This is a genomic window from Paenibacillus apii (assembly GCF_011043685.1).
Lineage (GTDB): Bacteria > Bacillota > Bacilli > Paenibacillales > Paenibacillaceae > Paenibacillus_AQ > Paenibacillus_AQ sabinae.
In genome coordinates this window covers 64681-83243 of the sequence record NZ_JAAKGU010000011.1, presented here as the reverse complement: position 1 = coordinate 83243, position 18563 = coordinate 64681, and the positions used below count along the sequence as shown (strand labels likewise).

The 18563-nt window shown below is 47.0% G+C and carries 19 protein-coding genes; 8 read left to right on the top strand and 11 right to left on the bottom strand.

Annotation, left to right across the window (positions count from 1 at the left end):
• Positions 1–12: 12 nt before the first annotated feature.
• From G5B47_RS20185 to G5B47_RS20170, 4 genes are read right to left on the bottom strand one after another with little or no spacing between them, the layout of a single operon-like run.
• On the bottom strand, positions 13–816 hold the full coding sequence (locus G5B47_RS20185; protein ID WP_165101975.1) for an ABC transporter ATP-binding protein: 804 nt from the start codon (positions 814–816) through the stop codon (positions 13–15).
• Positions 816–1817, bottom strand: a complete 1002-nt coding sequence (locus tag G5B47_RS20180; protein ID WP_165101972.1) for a FecCD family ABC transporter permease — start codon at positions 1815–1817, stop codon at positions 816–818. The genes G5B47_RS20185 and G5B47_RS20180 overlap by 1 nt, the downstream gene beginning before the upstream one ends.
• The gene (locus tag G5B47_RS20175; protein ID WP_165101969.1) at positions 1814–2827 is read right to left on the bottom strand and encodes an Ig-like domain-containing protein; all 1014 of its coding nucleotides are present in this window, start codon (positions 2825–2827) and stop codon (positions 1814–1816) included. Before G5B47_RS20175 ends, G5B47_RS20180 begins: the two co-directional genes overlap by 4 nt.
• Positions 2828–2843: 16 nt before the next feature.
• Positions 2844–4403, bottom strand: a complete 1560-nt coding sequence (locus G5B47_RS20170; protein ID WP_165101966.1) for an S-layer homology domain-containing protein — start codon at positions 4401–4403, stop codon at positions 2844–2846.
• Between the two features lie 304 nt (positions 4404–4707).
• On the opposite strand from G5B47_RS20170, the gene G5B47_RS26070 reads away from it, so the two are divergent.
• From G5B47_RS26070 to G5B47_RS20160, 3 genes are all read left to right on the top strand, one after another.
• On the top strand, positions 4708–4968 hold the full coding sequence (locus G5B47_RS26070) for an ATP-binding cassette domain-containing protein (protein WP_206107461.1): 261 nt from the start codon (positions 4708–4710) through the stop codon (positions 4966–4968).
• Positions 4919–5209, top strand: a complete 291-nt coding sequence (locus tag G5B47_RS25400; protein ID WP_206107460.1) for an ATP-binding cassette domain-containing protein — start codon at positions 4919–4921, stop codon at positions 5207–5209. The genes G5B47_RS26070 and G5B47_RS25400 overlap by 50 nt, the downstream gene beginning before the upstream one ends.
• Before the next feature lie 213 nt (positions 5210–5422).
• Positions 5423–5770: a hypothetical protein gene (locus G5B47_RS20160; RefSeq protein ID WP_165101963.1), complete on the top strand. Its 348-nt coding sequence runs from the start codon at positions 5423–5425 to the stop codon at positions 5768–5770.
• A gap of 144 nt (positions 5771–5914) precedes the next feature.
• Here G5B47_RS20160 and G5B47_RS20155 read toward each other — a convergent pair whose 3' ends face one another.
• From G5B47_RS20155 to G5B47_RS20130, 6 genes are read right to left on the bottom strand one after another with little or no spacing between them, the layout of a single operon-like run.
• Positions 5915–6814, bottom strand: coding sequence for a sugar phosphate isomerase/epimerase family protein (locus G5B47_RS20155; RefSeq protein ID WP_165101960.1), 900 nt, complete (start codon positions 6812–6814; stop codon positions 5915–5917).
• A 32-nt stretch (positions 6815–6846) separates the two neighbouring features.
• The gene (locus tag G5B47_RS20150; protein WP_165101957.1) at positions 6847–7929 is read right to left on the bottom strand and encodes a Gfo/Idh/MocA family protein; all 1083 of its coding nucleotides are present in this window, start codon (positions 7927–7929) and stop codon (positions 6847–6849) included.
• Between the two features lie 53 nt (positions 7930–7982).
• A complete protein-coding gene (locus tag G5B47_RS20145; RefSeq protein WP_165101954.1) occupies positions 7983–8339 on the bottom strand; it encodes a cupin domain-containing protein in 357 nt (118 codons plus the stop codon).
• Positions 8340–8361: 22 nt separating this feature from the next.
• Positions 8362–9195 carry a carbohydrate ABC transporter permease gene (locus G5B47_RS20140; protein WP_165101951.1) on the bottom strand — a complete coding sequence of 278 codons (834 nt, stop codon included), beginning with the start codon at positions 9193–9195 and terminating at the stop codon, positions 8362–8364.
• Between the two features lie 3 nt (positions 9196–9198).
• On the bottom strand, positions 9199–10134 hold the full coding sequence (locus G5B47_RS20135; protein ID WP_165101948.1) for a carbohydrate ABC transporter permease: 936 nt from the start codon (positions 10132–10134) through the stop codon (positions 9199–9201).
• A gap of 15 nt (positions 10135–10149) precedes the next feature.
• The gene (locus G5B47_RS20130; RefSeq protein WP_165101945.1) at positions 10150–11499 is read right to left on the bottom strand and encodes an ABC transporter substrate-binding protein; all 1350 of its coding nucleotides are present in this window, start codon (positions 11497–11499) and stop codon (positions 10150–10152) included.
• Positions 11500–11576: 77 nt separating this feature from the next.
• Between G5B47_RS20130 and G5B47_RS20125 the strand changes: the two genes are divergently transcribed.
• The 5 genes from G5B47_RS20125 to G5B47_RS20105 all read left to right on the top strand — a co-directional run bounded on the left by G5B47_RS20125 (position 11577) and on the right by G5B47_RS20105 (position 17697).
• Positions 11577–13418: a cache domain-containing sensor histidine kinase gene (locus tag G5B47_RS20125; RefSeq protein ID WP_165101942.1), complete on the top strand. Its 1842-nt coding sequence runs from the start codon at positions 11577–11579 to the stop codon at positions 13416–13418.
• Positions 13405–14184, top strand: a complete 780-nt coding sequence (locus G5B47_RS20120; protein ID WP_165101939.1) for a response regulator transcription factor — start codon at positions 13405–13407, stop codon at positions 14182–14184. Before G5B47_RS20125 ends, G5B47_RS20120 begins: the two co-directional genes overlap by 14 nt.
• 74 nt (positions 14185–14258) lie before the next feature.
• Positions 14259–15713, top strand: coding sequence for an alpha/beta hydrolase family protein (locus G5B47_RS20115; RefSeq protein ID WP_165101936.1), 1455 nt, complete (start codon positions 14259–14261; stop codon positions 15711–15713).
• A 156-nt stretch (positions 15714–15869) separates the two neighbouring features.
• Positions 15870–16970 carry a glycerol dehydrogenase gene (locus G5B47_RS20110; RefSeq protein ID WP_165101933.1) on the top strand — a complete coding sequence of 367 codons (1101 nt, stop codon included), beginning with the start codon at positions 15870–15872 and terminating at the stop codon, positions 16968–16970.
• Positions 16971–17139: 169 nt separating this feature from the next.
• Positions 17140–17697: a stalk domain-containing protein gene (locus G5B47_RS20105; RefSeq protein WP_165101930.1), complete on the top strand. Its 558-nt coding sequence runs from the start codon at positions 17140–17142 to the stop codon at positions 17695–17697.
• 161 nt (positions 17698–17858) lie between these two features.
• On the opposite strand, the gene G5B47_RS20100 is transcribed toward G5B47_RS20105, so the two are convergent.
• Positions 17859–18509 carry a hypothetical protein gene (locus tag G5B47_RS20100; RefSeq protein ID WP_165101928.1) on the bottom strand — a complete coding sequence of 217 codons (651 nt, stop codon included), beginning with the start codon at positions 18507–18509 and terminating at the stop codon, positions 17859–17861.
• Positions 18510–18563: the final 54 nt, after the last annotated feature.

Sequence of the window (18563 nt, the reverse complement as noted above, 5' to 3'; positions counted from 1 at the left end):
TCATTCACACTTTCACAAGCTGCCACGTGGTATGATCTGACGCATGATTCCTTGTTCATCTTGATACACAGCCCTTTTAGCCTCTATCCGGTATACTTTTCTGATCGTTTCCTCTGTAAGCACTTCGTCGGGTGTTCCTTTTTGAAGAATAGTCTGATTCCCCATAACAGACACTTGAACAGATAGCCCCTTGTTTTCAAAATAAAACGCTTGGTTAGGCGAGTGTGTAGCCATCAAAATACCCACATTTTTTTGTTGCACCAGTTTGGCGACCGTCTCCATAAATAACAGTTCGTTACGGAAGTCCAAGTGTGCTGTAGGTTCGTCCATTATGATAGCTGGAGTTTCCTGCACCAATGCCCGTGCAAGAATAACAAGCTGGAGCTCTCCTCCACTGAGCTTTGTATAAGGCCTCTCGGCCAGATGCAGCATCCCCACAGTCTCTAAAGCCTCAAAAGCTAATTCCCGATCTTTTTTATTCGGACCGGCAATCCCATTCCCATATGTTGTCCGTCCCATCAGTACAATCTGTTCCACTGTATAAGGAAAGGAACGCGTATGCAGCTGTGGAACATATGCGATTTGCCTTGCCAAATCTGCAATTTTGTATAATAAAAACGGTCTGCCCCCTAAAAAGATTTCGCCGCGGCTTAATCTTAAAAATCCCAAGATACAATCAAGCAATGTACTCTTTCCGCATCCATTCGGCCCCATCAGACAACAAATCTCTCCTTTAGAAACCGAAAGATTCACATTATTAAAGATTTCTTTCTCCTCATAAGCAAATGATGCATTTCGAATATCTATAAGAGTCATTACCGCCATCCCCCACCCTTGGTTTTCTTAATAAGGTAGATAAAAAACGGTGCTCCGACCAAAGAGGTTAGAATGCCTAGCGGGATTTCCGATTCTATGATTATCCTGCTGAGCGTATCAATCAGGATCATAAAGGCAGCACCCAGTGAAATGGACAACGGAATCAGTTTGCGGTTGTCGTTTCCGGCTACCATACGGCCAATATGGGGAATTACCAGGCCAACCCAGCCTACTACGCCGGCCATACAGACCGCTCCTGCAGTGGCAAGTGTTGCCCCCACAATAATAATGGCCTTCGTTTGTATAACATCGACGCCCATGGTTTGCGCCTCTTTGTCACCCATGGAAAGCACGTTAACCTTCCAACTGAACCCGATCAGAATCAGAATCCCCATCCCAATAGGGATCAGCGCCCAAAAATCCTTATAAGCTACGGAAGATAAACTTCCCATCAGCCAATACACAATCGCCGGAAGCTGGCGATCAGTATCTGCCACAAATTTCAACAAGGAGATTAGCGCATTGAAAATGCTGGATATGATCGTTCCGCCCAGAACCAGCATAATGGTAGGTACGGTTTTGTAAATACGCGCAACCCAGTAACTTGCAGCTACCGCAATCAATCCAAAAACAAAAGCAAATGGATAGGTCGCCCAACTGGCTTTAAAAAGAATGATTGCAAGTGCTGCTCCAAAACCCGCACCAGAGCTAACTCCCAAGAGACCGGAGTTAACCAGGGGATTATGAAAAACCCCTTGAAATGCAGCTCCACTTACAGCAAGCCCAGCGCCTACAAAGGCAGCAGCAATAATTCTGGGTAACCGCAGCTGCAGAACAACAGTAGCACTCTCTATCCCCACATTCGTTCCGCCCTGGGTAAACAACTGGGCAAACGTCAATAAAACCTCTTTGGGATGAACTTGATACCGCCCCAAGAACAGACTGACCACAGACAGCAGAAATGGTATTATTCCAATAAGAATCAGATGTCTAGTTTTCATAATGACTGTTCCTTGCCATAATGATCCTTTATTTCCGTAAAAGTCAGACCTGGCAGCTTTGGAGAACCGCCCCATTTTATCCTGACAACTGTCGAAAGAATAAACGCCAAGATTAGTATTGCAGCTACTAAAATCCAAGATATTCGGGAAGCAATTCCTGTACCCTTTGCCTGTGTCTGCGTCTGTGTCTGCATCTGTGTCTGTGCCTGCGGTTTTATCTCAGCCTCCTTTTGCACTTCTTCTTCTTCTTCTGCTGCTTCCTCCTTTACACTTTCCTGTGCACTCTGTATCTGCGTCTGAGTCTGCAGTTTTATCTCCGTCTCCTTTTGCGCTTCTTCTTCTGTTTGAGCCGACATTTGAGAAACATCTGTCTGCTGGACTAACGCCTCTGACTCGATCTGCTTATCATCCGGAAAATCTTCAGATTGGATTGAATGATCAGAATTATCCGTGCTATGTGCATTCTCGATAGCCTGCTCCTCTCCAGAAGCCTTATTTTCAATGTCTATCAGCAAAGGCACTGAATAATTTTTACTTCCAGTAACAAAGCTAAATTGTTGTTCCTTTTCTGTGGCCATACCGTTTTTGGCCTGTACTCCTTCTTGTACACTAACGTAATACTTCGTATTTTCTTCAAGCGAATTTATCGGAGATAAATATATGTATTGGCGTTTGTCAAATTCGATTTGAACATCTGCCGCAAATGCTCGGATTGGAACATCCGTCCCATCCTCTTTTCTTAAAGAAAACAATGTTTTATTGCGCTTCTGGACTTCAAAATGTGCCACATTATGGCTGAACTTGCACTGGATTATTGGATTTATACTGATATTGGTCTCACCATCACGGGGATATGACCAATCCATATAAAGCGGAACAGCAGGACCACCTCCCCCTCCACTTCCATCACCAACCTCAGCGAATGTGGTAAGAGGCCAATACATAATCGCAGCCGTCAACAAAATAATAAATATAGCTATTACCCGCCACCAGCTTTTACGTATTACCACAAATTCACTCCTTTCCTCATGGAAGTCCAAGCAAAGTATTGATCATTTTGCATGCTTCTGCTCTGGTTACATTGGCCTGAGGCGCCAACGTTTTATCAGAATAACCATGAATAATCCCATTTTTAATTGCTATTTCCATACTATCCCTTGCCCAGTCTGACACAGCAGCCGCGTCTATGAAGTCATGCAACGTTGTTGCACTGCTGCCCTGATACACTGCTGATGTGACGGTGCTGCCCTGATACACTTCTGTTGTGACGCTGCTGCCGCTGCTTTCCTTACTGTCGTCTTCGGAGGGATTCTTGTCTTTCAAATTCAGCCCCGATGCCCGGATCAGCATTACCACAAGCTGCTCACGTGTGACCTTTTCGTTCGGAGCAAATCTATCTGCATCAAAACCTTTAACAATACCGCTTGCAGCAGCAGTTGATATGTAATTCTCAGCCCAGTGGTTCTTGGTGTCATTAAATGAGATTGTAGTATTACTCTCCAAGTCAAAAACTCTCACTAAGATAGCAGCGATTTCAGCTCTTGAATTATTTTCATTCGGATGAAATGTCCCATCAGCAAATCCATTAATTATCCCCAAATCAGCCAACGCATTTATTTCATCCCTTGCCCATGAGTTAGCAATATCTGTAAAGTAGGTGAAGTTATTTTCAGCAACCTCTTGATCCGCATCATCATCCGATCCCGGCTTTACCGTTTTAAAATATAAGTTGATCGGGCTTGACATTGTGCTTCCGTTTTTCGCTGATAATTCCTTTACAACAACAATCTTGTACTCCGTACCCTCCTTTAGCGGCAGAATAGGCTTAATCACAAAATCATTGACCGTTCCCCCCGCTTTCACCTCAATAGGAATTGATTGTGTGCCCTCTTCAAATAGGAAAAACAACTCGGAATTATACGTCACCATTTCCGGTCCGGAAACATTAAAGGAAAAGGTCAGCGTTATAGATGTGTCCACAGGAACTCCCTTTTGTGAATTCTTTATGGACGACTCTGTCATATACAAAGGAGGAATCGTGACATTATTAATAGGAAGCGGTACTGTCGGACCCCACTTTATTACCTGAGGATCAGTAGATAGATTAAATAAAATCTCATACGGCGATCCAAGGCTGTTGCCCATGTTGGCGTATAAATCCTCATCTATGTACAGAATATAGTCGGTTTTTGGATCCAATCCTTCCGCATATACATAGAAGTATTTTGATTCTTCGGTATGCTTAAGTGCTTGAGGATGAGGCGTCACTTTAACAGGAATTTCCTTACCGCTCTTTGCTTCTTTCATATGAAACTTTGTCAGGTTTTTAGCATTATAACCGGTCATATCATAGCGGTCTTCCTGTGTCTCATCAATAAAGCTTACATTATTTGAAAATTTCAAGTGAATTTCAAAGCTGCTGCTTTGTCCGCTTGCAATCTCAACCTCATCCAATTTTGGATACATCTTCAGCGGCCTTGTATTATAGGCTGCAAAAGCCGGAACAGTTGCCTGGAATATGAAAATAAACATCATCCAAAAGCAAATCACCCACCGCATCAAATGTTTATAGTTGTCATTTTTCATAAAGTCCCCTTTTCCTTCCCGTCATCCATAACCAATCAATCAATTTACTTATATAATAATATATCTATCTATATCAAAATCACTAAATAAACAACCATTTAAGCATGATTCGTTATATTTAACTATATTTCGTTATATTACAACATTATACGTCACTAACTCCGAATAACAATCAGAGTTTAACGTGTAAATTCAACAATTTTATTACAGAGTGACCTTTGATGTAAAAATAATGTATCATTAAGTGACATAACAATCCCATGGGTTAAGACACAGAGCGTGATAAATAAGTTAGGTGGGGGCAATGAGTATCGTAGACATCCGTAATCCATCCTTCTCTTATGAACGGGGCAAGTCCGCAGTGATCGACCGGTTCTCGTGTTCCATTGAAAAAGGGGATATTGTCGGGATCGTAGGCGCAAGCGGCAACGGAAAAAGCACGCTGCTGCGGCTGATTGCGGGTCTGGAGATTCCTTCGGGCGGGGAGATTCGAATCAACGGGGCCCCCGTTGTGAATGAGGGCTGCTACATCCAGCCGGACCGGCGGACAGCAGCAGAGAGTTGAGCTTGCCCGGGCGCTGGCCCAGAAGCCGGCCGTTCTGCTGATGGATGTGCCTTTCAGCAACCTCGATGCGGGGCTGAAAGACGCGATCCGTTCGGAGCTGCGGACGATTCTAAAGAAAGTGCACATGACCTGCCTGTTCGTCACCCACGACTATCAGGATGTGGAGGCGATCAGCGACCGATCGATTCATCTGGGACCGGGGTTTGCTCCAGGCGTACGGGTTCTGACCTGCAAAGCTTAGGGAAGCGGCCAATTCCTATCTGCCTCATTTAACCGTAAGACGAAAAAATAGCTAATGTTTGTCAAGAAACCGGTCTTGGATATTTTTAAATTTGCTGGTACATTGGAGAGAATGGAGTAATGGAGACAGCATTTCCGCCGGATTCCTACTCCGATTACTTGGCCCCGGAAGACGGCTATCAATTATTAGGATCAATCAAGGAGGTGCTCCGATATGTCTAGGCAAAATGATATTGACCATTATGGGATGGATGTGAAAGACTTGGATGCCAGCCCCTTTGAAATGGTCGAGATGCTCCGGCTGCGGAGCAAGATCCATTCGTATTTCCGAGAATTTACCGACGAAGAGAAGCTGGAGGTTAATCGATATGATTTGATCCTCCTGTCTAACGCCAAGGAATTCTACGATAAACTGAAAATCATTCATGACTTTCAGAATAGCAATAAGCCAGAAGACGAGTGGTGGTGGCATTTGCATAACGTGGTAAGGGCCTTCTATAGAAGGAGTTTCTCCATTAGCTTTGCAGACCCCCACGGGGATCTGATGGTCAACATGGTATAAATTAGATAGAAGCCAAATTCCACGTCGGGTGGGGTTGGCTTTTTTTACTTATATGGCTTTCGACCAATCCTTTTAATACGAAATGCCCCTCCGCTACAGCGGAGGGGCAAACTGTTATTATCGTTATCGGTTCCATTCATCCGCTCAATCTGCGGCAATCGATTCGAAAAAGTGCTTGCTCCGGCGTATGACTTCCACTTCCCCCAGCTTGTCCTTTTCGTCCAGCGACGGATAGTGCGGGTCAATGGTCATTACGGCCTGCGGATCATGCTTGGCGATGGCCGACATGACTGGTTTGTGATCGTAATCGTCCTGTCCGGGAATGGCAAAATTCCCGAACTCGCCAAACGGATTTCCCTCTTTTGCCGAATCCGGCTTACGGTATGCCCCTTTGATATGGGTCTGCCATACGTATTCTTTGACATGCTCGTAGGCTTCTACCGTTGGGTACTCTCCGGCGCGCCAGCCGTTAAGTATATCCCAGTTAATTTTCAGCCTGGGATGGTCCGCGTAGCGAATTAACAGGCCCAGCTCCTTGGCGTTGCTCGACATCGTAGGGGGCTCGTTTTCCACCAGCAGCATTTCCCCCCGCCGCTCCGCATGTTCGGCATGCCGGCGCATAATGGACGCATTATAGCGGTACTCCGCTTCTTTTAGTTCATCCGTCCACTCGTCAAACCCTTCCGGGCGATGCAGAGAATAGATGCGGACATGCGGCGCATCAAAGATATCGGCCAAATCAAACAGCCGATCCAGCACCTCTGTCATCTGCTGATGATGTCCTTCATCGTGACTGTCATACTTCGGAGGCCCGGAAAAGGCGCAGGAATTAACCGCCCATGAACTGACACTGCTTACATGCAGACCGTGCTGATCGATCTGTGTTTTCAGCTCTTTCGCCTTCTCCAGCGAGATGGTGTCAATCGTGTCGCCATCCAGCTTCGCACGCAAATCAATGGAGGAAAAGCCGAGCTCCGCCGCGGCCATTAGAGCATGCGAAAAGGAATCGAACCCCAGCATATCGGTAAACACGCTAAATTTCATCAAATGTTCCTCATCCCTTCTTGGTAATAGTCTTAGCCGATGGTGATCCATTTGCCGGAACGCTGCTTGAAAGCGTCGAAAATCTTGGTAAGATGAAGCGAATCTCTCAGCGTGGAGCGTTCTATTTTTTTGCCTTCCAATACGGCATTGGCAAAGTAATTGACGCTTTGAACCATTCCTTGCAGGAAGAGATTTTTGTTATACACTTGGCCGAGCGAAAACTCAGGCTCCCATAGTACAGGCCCGTCAGCCGGATCGTCTCCGATATACACCGGCGCCTTGCCGTATTCGCCGCTTCCTTTTGACCCCTTATAATAAATCAGGCGCATACCGTTATCTATCACCACATTCTGATTGCTGCCGATCACTTCGAAGCGCTCCAGCGGACTGGTTGGCGCCTGCGTCGAGGCCAGCTGAAGATTGCCGATTCCGCCGGATTTGAACTGCAATAAGGCCTGTACGTTTCCGCTTGGCTGATGCTCTATGAAGCACATCTCTTTGACTTCGCCCATGAGGTAGTGAATGCCCGACATCGGATGGCAGATATCCTGGAACCAATGCAAGCCCGTTCGGGTAGCTATATCCTCTTGGTAGGGACTGAGCGTGAGCGGATAACGGCCGTTAATTGAAACCGGTTCGCCAAACCCCTCCAGACCAATGATTTGCTTCGCTTTTTCAAACGTCGGATAGAAGTAGCGCTTGTTGGCTACCAGTACGAATTGTCCGGACCGCTCCTCCACTTCCAGCATCCGTTCCACTTCATCAGCGGTATAAGCTGCAGGCTTTTCCATCCAGACCGGCAATCCGGCCTCTAACAGATCCGGAACAATCCGGGGATACATCGGACGACCCTCTTTATCGAAATTAAGCACGACGAAGACGGCATCCAATTTCTCCTGCTTGATCATTTCCTTGTAATCCGTGTATATGTTCTCCGCCCCGAAACGCTTGCGATAGATTTCGGCACGTTCCGCATTCAAGTCGCAGACGGCTACCAGGTCAACCGGGGCATAGTCAAACGTAGGATACACGTTGCGAAAGGCATGGGCGCCGCAACCGATAAAGCCGGCCTTGATTTCGCGGTCGTACTCATAGTTGAATTTAATTGGGTTCATTACGGTCAGGCCTCCTGTTCAATGTTGTATATGAGGTTGATAAAGTGTAGGGATTATTCGCCGATGGTCTGACGGTCACCCGCCGAGTAAGCAATGATCATACGGCACGGCTCCCAGCTCGTCACTGTCGCGTTATGGGGCACACCTCGCGGAATACGCAGCAGCATGCCCGGCTTCAGGTGAAATACCTCGTCCCCGAGCGAATGGTCGCATTCACCCGAAAGCACGAAGATCACTTCCTCGCAGTTGGGATGGATATGTCTTGGATTGGATTCTCCCGCGTTGATATATACCATGCCGAAGGTCATTTCCGCCTCGGGGTCGATCTCTTGTCCGTACAGCCACTGGATGCCTCCCCAATTCTGCGGAAAAGGAAACTGTTCTTTGTTCAAATCGGTTATCGTTGCCATGTCCATTCGCTCCTTCGGTTGGTTATTTGTTCGACCCGGCCGACATGCCTTCCACAAACTGCCGCTGAAAAATCAGGTAAACCACAATACTCGGGATCATGCTGATCAGCGTGCCGCCGAAAATAAGTCCGTAGTTCGAGCCGTTGTTCCCCTGGAAAGAAAGCAGCCCAAGCGGAATCGTATACTTGTCCTCGGAAATCAGAAGGACCAACGGCAGCAAAAAGTCGTTCCATATATTCATAAAGGTGAATACCATTAATGCCACAATGCCGGGCTTGGCCATCGGCAGCATGATGTACAGGAAAGCTCTCCACTCTCCCGCTCCATCCACATAGGCGGATTCACGCAGCTCTTTCGGCACGTCCTTGAACGTGTTGCGCATCAGAAATACCGAGAAGGGAAGCGCCATTCCGACCGAGACAAGGGTGATGCCCGTCAGTGTATTGACAAGGCCCAAGGATTTCAATTGGAAGAAGACCGGAATGATAATGGCCTGAACCGGCAGCGACCATCCAAAAATGAACAAATATAATAGAAGCTTATTTCCCGGGAATGATATCTGCGCGAACGCATACCCTGCCGGACACGCAGTCAGGAATACAATGAGCATTCCGATGCCGGTGATAAACGCGCTGTTGATAAAATAGGTTTTGAAATTCCCCAGCTCCCACGCTTCTCTCAGGTTGTCAAATTTCCAGGTAGATGGAAGTGAAAACGGATGATTGGCAATTTCGAAAGTGGTCTTGAAGCTTCCCAGAACCACCCAAAGGATCGGCATGATGATAACCATAAGCGAAATCGTCAAGAACATCAGCAATAATACCTGTGATTTCCCTCCGGCAATCAGCTGTCTCATACGCTATTCCCGCCTTTCCCGCCATTGATTGAACAAAATGGTCAGCGTGATGACAATAACGGCCAATAGAACGCCGCCTGCTGTTGCGTAGCTCACTTTGTTCATGCCAAAAGCTGATTTGTAGATGTACGTGGAGACCACTTCACTTTTATAGAACGGTCCGCCTTGGGTCATGATCCAGATGAGGGCAAAACCTTTAAAGGCGTAGATGATAACCATGCTTATAACTACATTCATGGTGTACCGCAGGCTTGGAATGGTAATGCTGAGAAACTTGCGGACCGGTCCTGCCCCGTCGATCTCGGCCGCTTCGTATAAGGAAGGGTCAATGTTCTGCAACCCTGCCAGGTACAAGATCAGGAAAGACCCGTAAAACGCCCAGGTTCCGACGATCACCAAAGCAGGCAGCACCGTCCATTGCTCTCCCAGCCAGTTATGCGCCAGAGCTCCGAGGCCCGCTTTCTGTAACGTGACGTTGATCGGACCCATCAGGGGATCGTAAATCTTGGCCCAGAGCACCCCCACCACCGCCAATGAAATGACGGAAGGAAGGTAGAACCCGGCACGAAAGAACAATCTGCCTTTTTTTACTTTACTGATCAGGACCGCAAGCACGAGTGTAGGAATAACCACCAGGGTAAGGCTGATGACAACCCATACAAGGTTATGGAACAAAGATTGCATGAATACATCGTCTTTCAATAAGTTCATATAGTTGTCCAAGCCGATAAAAGACATGGTCGGGGAAGCACCGTCCCAATCGAATAAGCTAAGCCGGACCGCGTCGATCATCGGATAGAGCATAAATAGTCCGTATAAAAGCAAGGAGGGAGCCAAGAAGGAGAGCACCACCGCAAAACGTTTCGCTTTCCGGCTCCAGTGTCTGACTTGCAAATGGGATCTTATATTAACAGCACTTTGAACAGGCAGCGGATTCATTGTATTCTTCACTTCCTATCTAGTTAATTGGTAACCGGCCTCCTGATCCTTTTTGACGCCTTCAGCGATTTTTCCCATCGCTTCCTGCGGCTTCACCAACCCTCCGACAAGTCCGACCAGGTTTTGATAGTAGGCCTCTTTAGCTTCACTTCCGATAAATACGCTCGGGTTATAGCCTGATCTCGCTTTGATAGACTGAATCGCACCTGCCAGCAGCGCACCCGCCGGCTTGACGTTCAATGCCGCTTGGGAAGTAGGAATCAGATTGTAAGACGGATCACTCAATACGACGTTGGCATAATCTTCGGAGACAATGAAATTCATCCAGTTCTCAGCCTGCTCGGGGTGAACGGCTTTTGTCGGAACGACCCAGGTGTAGCCGAGACCGCCTGTCGGTTCTGTCTTCTCCCCGCTGATAAAGGATGGCATCGAGAAGGTTCCAATGCTGTCTTCCACCTGCTTGTCCACGATCGTGGAAATGAGGTGGGTTGGCGAGATCATCATAGCCACCTTTTTATCCAGGAAGCTTAACTGAAGGTCGGCGAGATTAAGAGACATGGACTCTTTTCCGATGTATCCCTGCTTGGCCCAGTCCGCCAGCATTTCCCCCGCTTTGACAAACTCCGGATCGGTCCATTGTTTCTCTCCATACAGCAGGGCTTCCACGGCATCTCTGCCTGCAACGGACTCCAAAATATTGGAGAACAGGCCGCCAACCGTGAACGAAGTACGGGCTGCCGTATTCAGCGGGGTGACTCCGTTATCCTTCAGCTTCTTCATTGCTGCTACAAACTCGTCGCCCGTTTGGGGAACCGGAATGGCATATTTTTCAAAAATATCTTTATTGTAATAGACCTCAATCGCATCGACGGTATGGGGCAATTCATAGATTGTATCGTTGACTGCCGCCATTTGATAAGCAAACGGCTGAAGCTTGTCTTTCCAGCTGTTCTTCGCATACCAGTCATCGAGCGGCTTAATCAGTCCCACATCCGACAAAATACTGACACGGCCCGGTCCTGCATTCATGAGGATAGCGTCAGGAGGGGTAACACCCGATTGCAGAGTTGTTGTCAATTTTCCTGACTCTGTGTTAACATCACCATTAGACAAAGTCACTTCAACACCAGGGTTTAATTCTTTGAATTTGTTCACTACACTTTCCCATTGATGCTTTTCCGTATCGTTGTAAAAGTTAGGAATCAGCAAGCTTAATTGCTTATTATCCGCGGCTGCAGCTGCGGCCGGCTCTTTATTCTCCGTCGGGGCATTGGAGCTTGAGCCCGTGGGTGAAGAACACCCGGCTACCAAGAGTAACGAAACGGAGGCAGTCGCCAATAATTTTTTAAGATTGCTAATTAGCATGAAATTCACTCCCTGATGTTAGTTTTGTTGACGGCCGTCGTCTTATCTAAATTTTAAAATAATCTGGATGATATACAATGGTTCAAATCGTGGAAAAAGGGGGCGAAAAAGTGGAATCCTTGAAAGGAAGACCGGCAGCAGTGCCCTTCATCCACTCGATTTTCTTTAAACTTTTAATCAGCTTTCTGCTGTTGTCGATCGTTCCTTTGACGTTGGCGGGGCTTCTGACCTACAGCAATGTCTCCGATTTATTGACCCGGAAATTGAATAAGGATGCCTCCTCAGTGTTAGAGCAGCATTCCAAGGTACTGACCTTCTATCTCAACGACTTGATACGAATGGGTGAGATTTCAAATACAAGCCCCGCGGTCTCCGACTTTCTAAAAAACAAGGATTACGATAACTATCTGCGTTCCTTTCTCCCGCTGGATCAAGTGTTTACCGGCATTCATGTCATCCGGCCTGAAAACGCGGGGATTACTCTGGTAAACGAGCAGGGCTATGTCTATACCTATGGTTATTCATTGAATCGGGAGCACAGCGGCTTCTACAACTATCATTGGATTCCGCAGCTGCCTCCGTTATCCATGGAGCACAGGCTGACCCCTCTGCACGATCGGCCATACAGTAACCAAGAACCGCAAGAGCAGGTGTTTTCTTATGTGCAGCAGGTGTTCAGCAGGGATTTGAAAGCCAAAGGCCTGCTGATTATCGATTTTAAGCGTGATGTGCTGGCAAGCTTGTTTCAAAGCTCCTCCCTTTCGGATAGCGTACCTGGAGAAACGGAAATCGGCCTGCTGATCACCAACCGCAGCGGTCAATTGTTATATCCCCAAGATACCGGGCGGTTCCGTCCGGAAGAGCTCAAGAACTTGAATCAGGCGGAACGGATCACCGATCTTAGCGGCAATGTGTATCGGCTGGTTACCCGGACAAACAATGAAACGGGCTTGATATTAACGGGCTACTTTCAGGAAGACAAGCTGTATGAGCCCATCCACCGTATCCGCAATTCGGTCTATTGGATCATTTTGCCGAGCATCGCCTTTTGCCTGCTGGTCTCTTTTTACTTATCCCACCGCATATCCGGCCCGATCCGCTATTTGCAGTACTTGATGGGAAAGGTGGGCCGAGGGGAGTTTTATTCTCTGTTCAAGCTGAAGCGAAAGGACGAGATCGGCCAGCTGGGGCTCGGGTTTAACCATATGGTGGGGAAGATCAAGGAGCTGATTCAGCTCGTTTATGAAGAACAAAGCAAGAAGCGTGACGCCGAGGTGACCGCGCTGCAGTCCCAGATCAACCCGCATTTCCTGTACAACACACTGGAGTCTATCAACAGTCTGGCGCGTAAGCGGAAAGAGCCGCAAATCAGTAAAATGATCGTTCTCTTAGGCAAGCTGCTGAGAGCGTCGATCAGCACGTTCGATACGATGATTCCGATCTGGAGAGAGCTGGAATACGCGGCCTGCTACCTGGAACTGCATCAAATCCGCCTGAAAAAGCCTATTCAGTATTCCATCGATATCGACGAAGAGATCCGAAGCTTATTTACGGTGAAATGGATTATTCAGCCGATCGTGGAGAACGCGGTTCTGCACGGGTTAGACCCCATAGCGAGTGAAGAGGTCAGCGGACGCATTGAGATCAAAGGCTGGCTGGAGCAGGACGCCGTCTACCTGCAAGTAAGAGATTACGGTGTAGGTCTGGACAAAACAGCGCTGAAGGAGCTGCGCCACAACCTGGAGTATCACTCCGAGAAGCTCACCAAGTATGGGAAAAAAGTGGGCATACTTAACGTTCAGTCGCGAATCCGTCTCCACTTTGGAGAGGCGTACGGGCTGTCCGTGGACAGCGCTCCCCAGCAGGGCATGAATGTGACCATTAAACTGCCTAGGAGGTTCGCCAATGAGAACAAGTAAACTGTTGATCGTGGACGATGAGTGGATGATCTCTGACAGCTTGCGCTCGATGGAGGAGTGGAAAGAGCGGAACATAGAGGTGGTCGGCACGGCGGCCAGCGGACGAGAAGCCTTGCAGTGGGTGGAGCAGGAAGACCTGGATATGATCCTGACAGATATCCATATGCCGGACATGAGCGGCCTGGAGCTGCTGCAGCGTCTTTATGAAACCAAGCCGGGAATCAACGTCATTCTCATCAGCGGGTACGAGGAGTTTACCTATGCGTGTACCGCCCTGCGGTATCAGGCAAAAGGATATGTAACCAAGCCGATTGATACCGATGAGCTGTTCTCCATTGTGGACAGCCTTCTGGACGCGGAAACCAAAAATGGAGAAGAATCTGGCGATGCCGAGTCTCCCAAAACGTATCACGAGGCCATTGTGGAACGGGCGATCACCTATATGAAAACAAACCTGGACAAGCCTCTTTCTTTAAAAAGAACGGCAGAGGAGGTTCATCTTACCCCCCATTATTTCGGACAAGTATTTAAAACGGTGACCGGAGAGACGTTTGTCAATTATCTCACAGGGCTCCGTATGGAAAAGGCGTGCCTGCTGCTGAAAAACCCCGAGCTGAAGCAATATGAAATATGCGAAAGCATAGGGTATCCGGACACCAAATATTTTGCAAAAGTGTTTACCAAATGCTTTGGCATGTCTCCGCGCGAATACCGGAGAGATTATATAAACAAGAGCCGTCAGGCCAAAGACTTAACCCAAATTTAAACAAAACCTGCCCGCTGAATTAACCTTGATTCGTTATGATATTGTCAAACCAGATGAATTGAGGAGATTATGCAATGCGTATGTTGGAAATGACCCTGGCAGCGCTGGATTTATTGGTGTTGATCTATTTTTTTGTTATTGGCAAGTCAACCTCTTCCCGCAAAACAACGAATATGCTGATTGGCGCCGGATTGCTCACGTTTCCGGTGCTGCAGCTGCTTCTGGAAGGCTACCGGTGGCAGCTGATCCCCCTTTATTTCGTGACTCTCATCCTGCTGGCAAGCATTCTGCTTAGACTATTCAGACCGGTTCCGATATTTAAAAAAAGGCGCATTCTCCGGTATATAAGCGGCCTCGCGCTAAGCGGACTGGTTATACTCTCTGCCGTTCTGGCCGCAGCCCTGCCGGTTATGGATTTACCCAAACCGGACGGAGCGGACGCGGTCGGAACGGTTACCTTTGATTGGACCGACGGAAACCGCGAAGAGACGCTCACCGCCGATCCGGGAGACAAGCGCGAGCTCATCGTGCAAATATGGTACCCGGCGGAAAAATCATCCGGAGAGCCGCAGTTTCTTTTTCCCCAAGACCCGCAAATTTTTCACAATTACATATCAGCTTTTGCCGAGGGGCTTCATCTGCCTGCATTTGCCCTGGATTACTGGAAGTATGCGCGCAGCCATTCCTTTCAAGATGCACCCGTCCTCCCCTCCCCCAAACCTTATCCCTTGGTCATAATAAGCCATGGCCTGGGCACCAGCCGAATGCTTCATGCCTCGCAAGCCGAAAATCTGGCAAGCCACGGGTACATCGTAGCCGCTATCGACCATACGTACAGCACGGCGGCGACAGCATTTTCGGACGGCCGGATCACAGGGTTCACAACAGAACTCTCTGCCGAGGATATCTATGATAAGGCCCGCGTTATCGGAGAGATTTGGACTCAGGATGTGGAGTTTGTCCTGAATCAATTGGATTCGCTGAATGCGGGACGGATCGAAAGTGATTTTACAGGAAAAATCGATATGAACAACACTGGCATCATGGGCCATTCGTTCGGCGGAGCAACCGCATATAACGCAGCTTATACGATCGGCAAAATCAAAGCCGGGATTAATATGGACGGGACACTGATTGATTTGGACCGGGACCAATTGAACAAGCCGTTTATGTTCTTGCAGTCCGATGATTCCGCAAACATGGCTGAAGCCTTGGACGATCCTGCGGTTCCGGAGGAGATAAGAGGACGGATCTCCAAAGAGTTGAAGATTGCCCGCCATGTTATTGAACGCGGAGGCCAAAGCATCCATATCAAGGGAACGGCCCATTTTAATTTTACGGATCTGCAATTCTATTCGCCTTTGATCAAATATTTGGGTATGACCGGCAGCATCGACGGGTACAGAGGGGCTTATCTTGTGAACCGGTACGTTCTGGATTTCTTCGATAAATATTTAAAGGGAGGCGCGGGCGAGCTCATCAACCGACCTCATGCGGATGATCCGGAGATTGATTTTCAGAAGCTATAAGGTTTCCGCATTTCTAACGCTCTATATCGTGTATGAAAGCTGCTAGCTCTTCAGAGCCGGCGGCTTTTTTCTTTGGATACATTTGCCATACTAATAGACTAGTTTTATAATAAGCAATGTTTTAATATACAAATTTGATATGAAAGGATTTTCACTATGACCTCATTCGTACGATCCATCACCTCACCCAAAAAGTTTATTTGCGGACATGGCTTGCTGGCTCATTTGAATGAGCACATTCAAAGCTTCGGCGACAACGCCTATGTCATTTGCGACGAGTTCATCCTGGAGCGCGCAAAGAACGAAGCCGGCGACTCCATCGCTACGGCCGGAAACAAGGCGACGTTCGAAAAGTTCAACTATGAATGCACCAAGGAAGAAATTGAGCGCCACCGTGATCTGGCCCGTAAAGCCGGAGCCAACATTATCGTAGGCATCGGCGGAGGCAAAACACTCGATACGGCAAAAGCGACCGCCTATTACGAGAAATTGCCGGTTGTCATTTTCCCAACTCTCGCATCGACAGACGCTCCTTGTACAGCCCTGTCCGTCATTTACAAGAAAGACGGCTCCTTTGACGAATATCTCTTCCTGCCGAGCAATCCGGATATTGTGCTTGCCGATACAGGGATTCTGGCGGCCGCACCGGCCCGGTTCTTTGCCGCGGGCATCGGCGATGCGCTCGCAACCTATTTTGAAGCCCGGGCCTGCTATGCGGCCAACGGCGATAACCTGGTGCTGATGAAGCCTTCCACAACAGGCCTTGGCATCGCCAAAATGTGCTATGAAGCGCTGCTTCAGCATGCGGTCAAGGCGCAGCGCGCCGTCGAGCAAAAGGTTTACACCCGCGCAGTAGAAGAAACGATCGAAGCGACGATTTATTTGAGCGGTATCGGCGCCGAATCCGGCGGACTGGCAGCCGCGCATGCCATCCATAACGGGATGACGGCGGTGCCTTCCCTACATAGAGCCCAGCACGGGGAGAAAGTAACCTTTGGTCTGCTGGCCCAGCTCGTGCTCGAAAATGCGCCGCTCGATGAGCTCGAAACGGTGATCAAGCTGGTTAAGGATGTAGGCCTGCCTTTGACGCTCGAAGACCTGGGATGCACGGAATTCATCGAGTCCGAATGGCGTCAGGTAGCGGAAGCCGCCTGCGCAGCGGGGGACACGATGGGCAATATGCCGTTCCCGGTTGAACCGGACGATGTGTATAACGCGATTGTCACAGCGAATGCGATTGCCAAGACATATAAATAAGGACCGGGATAACGACATATTTAAAAAAACAGCAAGCCGGTCAGTCAAGAGTTTATCCTTGACTGACCGGCTTGTATTTTGGTCTACTATATATTTTTGCAGAACTTTCCCCATATTTAAGCGTCTATACACATGTGAATATATTCCATTTTTAGAAGGGGGAGAGATAATGAAAGCTCTTACCATCCCGTGTCTATTGTTGATTAGTATGTTAACTTCTGCTTCTTTGACCGGAGCAAGTCCTGCTGGCAAAGCTTTTGTGGCTACTTCTAAACAGCATTATAGTACAGCTACAAAATCTGTCCTTAACCTTTCCGCGGACGATAAGCTTACTACAACTACATACAACTCTATTTATATCCCTATCAAAGATATATTCGCTAAACAAGTGGATTCGCTGACTTGGGATAACACCAAAAAATTAGCAACGATTACAAACGAGGGAAAGCAATTACTAATTAACCTCTCTGGTAAATCAATTGCTGCAAGTGATAACCAGGTAATACTGCCATCTGAGTGGGTTAGAATCGTAAACGGAAGGGTTAGTCTTAACGCTTATGTACTTGCTTTTATTTTTGATCGATATGCTGATAGATATAATGATACAGAACAGGTTTCCGCTGAAAGAGCACAATGGGAAAGTAAATTATCCTTCCTCAATATTGATTGGACCGACGGACTTGCAGACAAAGAGCACTATATACATGTAAACGTCGTATTTAAGTAACACATCACTCGAATTTTCAAGTAAACACAATATAGAATCAAAATAGCCATACAGGGCTCGTATCGGGAAAGTACCCTAGTACGAGCCTTGCCTTTTAGAGAATGCCTGTTTTGAAGAGATTATACTCTTATAGAAGCGTATCTAATTGACGTGTAACAGTATCAACGAAATGCTTTATCGAAACTCAAATTAATATATCTATCATATTCATTTTTAACAGCATCAAATGCTTCTATTGCTTTAAGCCGATTATCGTAAAACAATTCCAGTTCGTTCAAATCGCGTGTCTCATTATATTTTAATAAATGACTGACAGCAATATTATAATTCTCTGCACATGTAAGTGATTGTAAAAATCCTTCCGGTTTATCACCAATTATCGCCAACTCATCAATATATTTATATGATGCTCTCGTAGAAGTTTGAACCTCGTTTATTAACTCCTTTAATTTTGAATCATCTACTTTTTTATTAAGAAGAACATTACCCAAGATATTTAATGATTCCTTGTCCAATTCATTTATTGAATCCATGAACCCCCTTCTGTATAGGTCCAATAAATATAAATTATTTATGTATTTTTTTCGGTTATCTGACAGGTACCAAGAATTGTCCTGCTTATATACAGAGATATTAGCTTGTTTTAAAAGATAAACAGGAACATATAGTCTATTATTGATAATTAATGGTTTCCCTGATGTTTGATTTAATTCTTCTTTGCCCCAATAAACTTTAAAATTACTGTCCGCCCAAGCAACAGAACCAATCAACAAAAAAGTTATCACAATACAAAACATTGTTTTTCCCTTCAATTTAAAACCTCCAGTTGAAGTATTAGTAATTTGTTATTCCATTCCATATTACCA

What these genes read in the sequence shown, in the direction of transcription:
- G5B47_RS20185 (WP_165101975.1), bottom strand. Translation starts at nt 816, where the DNA reads ATGACTCTTATAGATATTCGAAATGCATCATTTGCTTATGAGGAGAAA.
- G5B47_RS20125 (WP_165101942.1), top strand. Translation starts at nt 11,577, where the DNA reads ATGGTTCAAATCGTGGAAAAAGGGGGCGAAAAAGTGGAATCCTTGAAA.
- G5B47_RS20130 (WP_165101945.1), bottom strand. Translation starts at nt 11,499, where the DNA reads ATGCTAATTAGCAATCTTAAAAAATTATTGGCGACTGCCTCCGTTTCG.
- G5B47_RS20110 (WP_165101933.1), top strand. Translation starts at nt 15,870, where the DNA reads ATGACCTCATTCGTACGATCCATCACCTCACCCAAAAAGTTTATTTGC.
- G5B47_RS26070 (WP_206107461.1), top strand. Translation starts at nt 4,708, where the DNA reads ATGAGTATCGTAGACATCCGTAATCCATCCTTCTCTTATGAACGGGGC.
- G5B47_RS20160 (WP_165101963.1), top strand. Translation starts at nt 5,423, where the DNA reads ATGTCTAGGCAAAATGATATTGACCATTATGGGATGGATGTGAAAGAC.
- G5B47_RS20120 (WP_165101939.1), top strand. Translation starts at nt 13,405, where the DNA reads ATGAGAACAAGTAAACTGTTGATCGTGGACGATGAGTGGATGATCTCT.
- G5B47_RS20150 (WP_165101957.1), bottom strand. Translation starts at nt 7,929, where the DNA reads ATGAACCCAATTAAATTCAACTATGAGTACGACCGCGAAATCAAGGCC.
- G5B47_RS20155 (WP_165101960.1), bottom strand. Translation starts at nt 6,814, where the DNA reads ATGAAATTTAGCGTGTTTACCGATATGCTGGGGTTCGATTCCTTTTCG.
- G5B47_RS20115 (WP_165101936.1), top strand. Translation starts at nt 14,259, where the DNA reads ATGCGTATGTTGGAAATGACCCTGGCAGCGCTGGATTTATTGGTGTTG.
- G5B47_RS20140 (WP_165101951.1), bottom strand. Translation starts at nt 9,195, where the DNA reads ATGAGACAGCTGATTGCCGGAGGGAAATCACAGGTATTATTGCTGATG.
- G5B47_RS20170 (WP_165101966.1), bottom strand. Translation starts at nt 4,403, where the DNA reads ATGAAAAATGACAACTATAAACATTTGATGCGGTGGGTGATTTGCTTT.
- G5B47_RS20145 (WP_165101954.1), bottom strand. Translation starts at nt 8,339, where the DNA reads ATGGCAACGATAACCGATTTGAACAAAGAACAGTTTCCTTTTCCGCAG.
- G5B47_RS20180 (WP_165101972.1), bottom strand. Translation starts at nt 1,817, where the DNA reads ATGAAAACTAGACATCTGATTCTTATTGGAATAATACCATTTCTGCTG.
- G5B47_RS20135 (WP_165101948.1), bottom strand. Translation starts at nt 10,134, where the DNA reads ATGAATCCGCTGCCTGTTCAAAGTGCTGTTAATATAAGATCCCATTTG.
- G5B47_RS20105 (WP_165101930.1), top strand. Translation starts at nt 17,140, where the DNA reads ATGAAAGCTCTTACCATCCCGTGTCTATTGTTGATTAGTATGTTAACT.
- G5B47_RS25400 (WP_206107460.1), top strand. Translation starts at nt 4,919, where the DNA reads ATGAGGGCTGCTACATCCAGCCGGACCGGCGGACAGCAGCAGAGAGTT.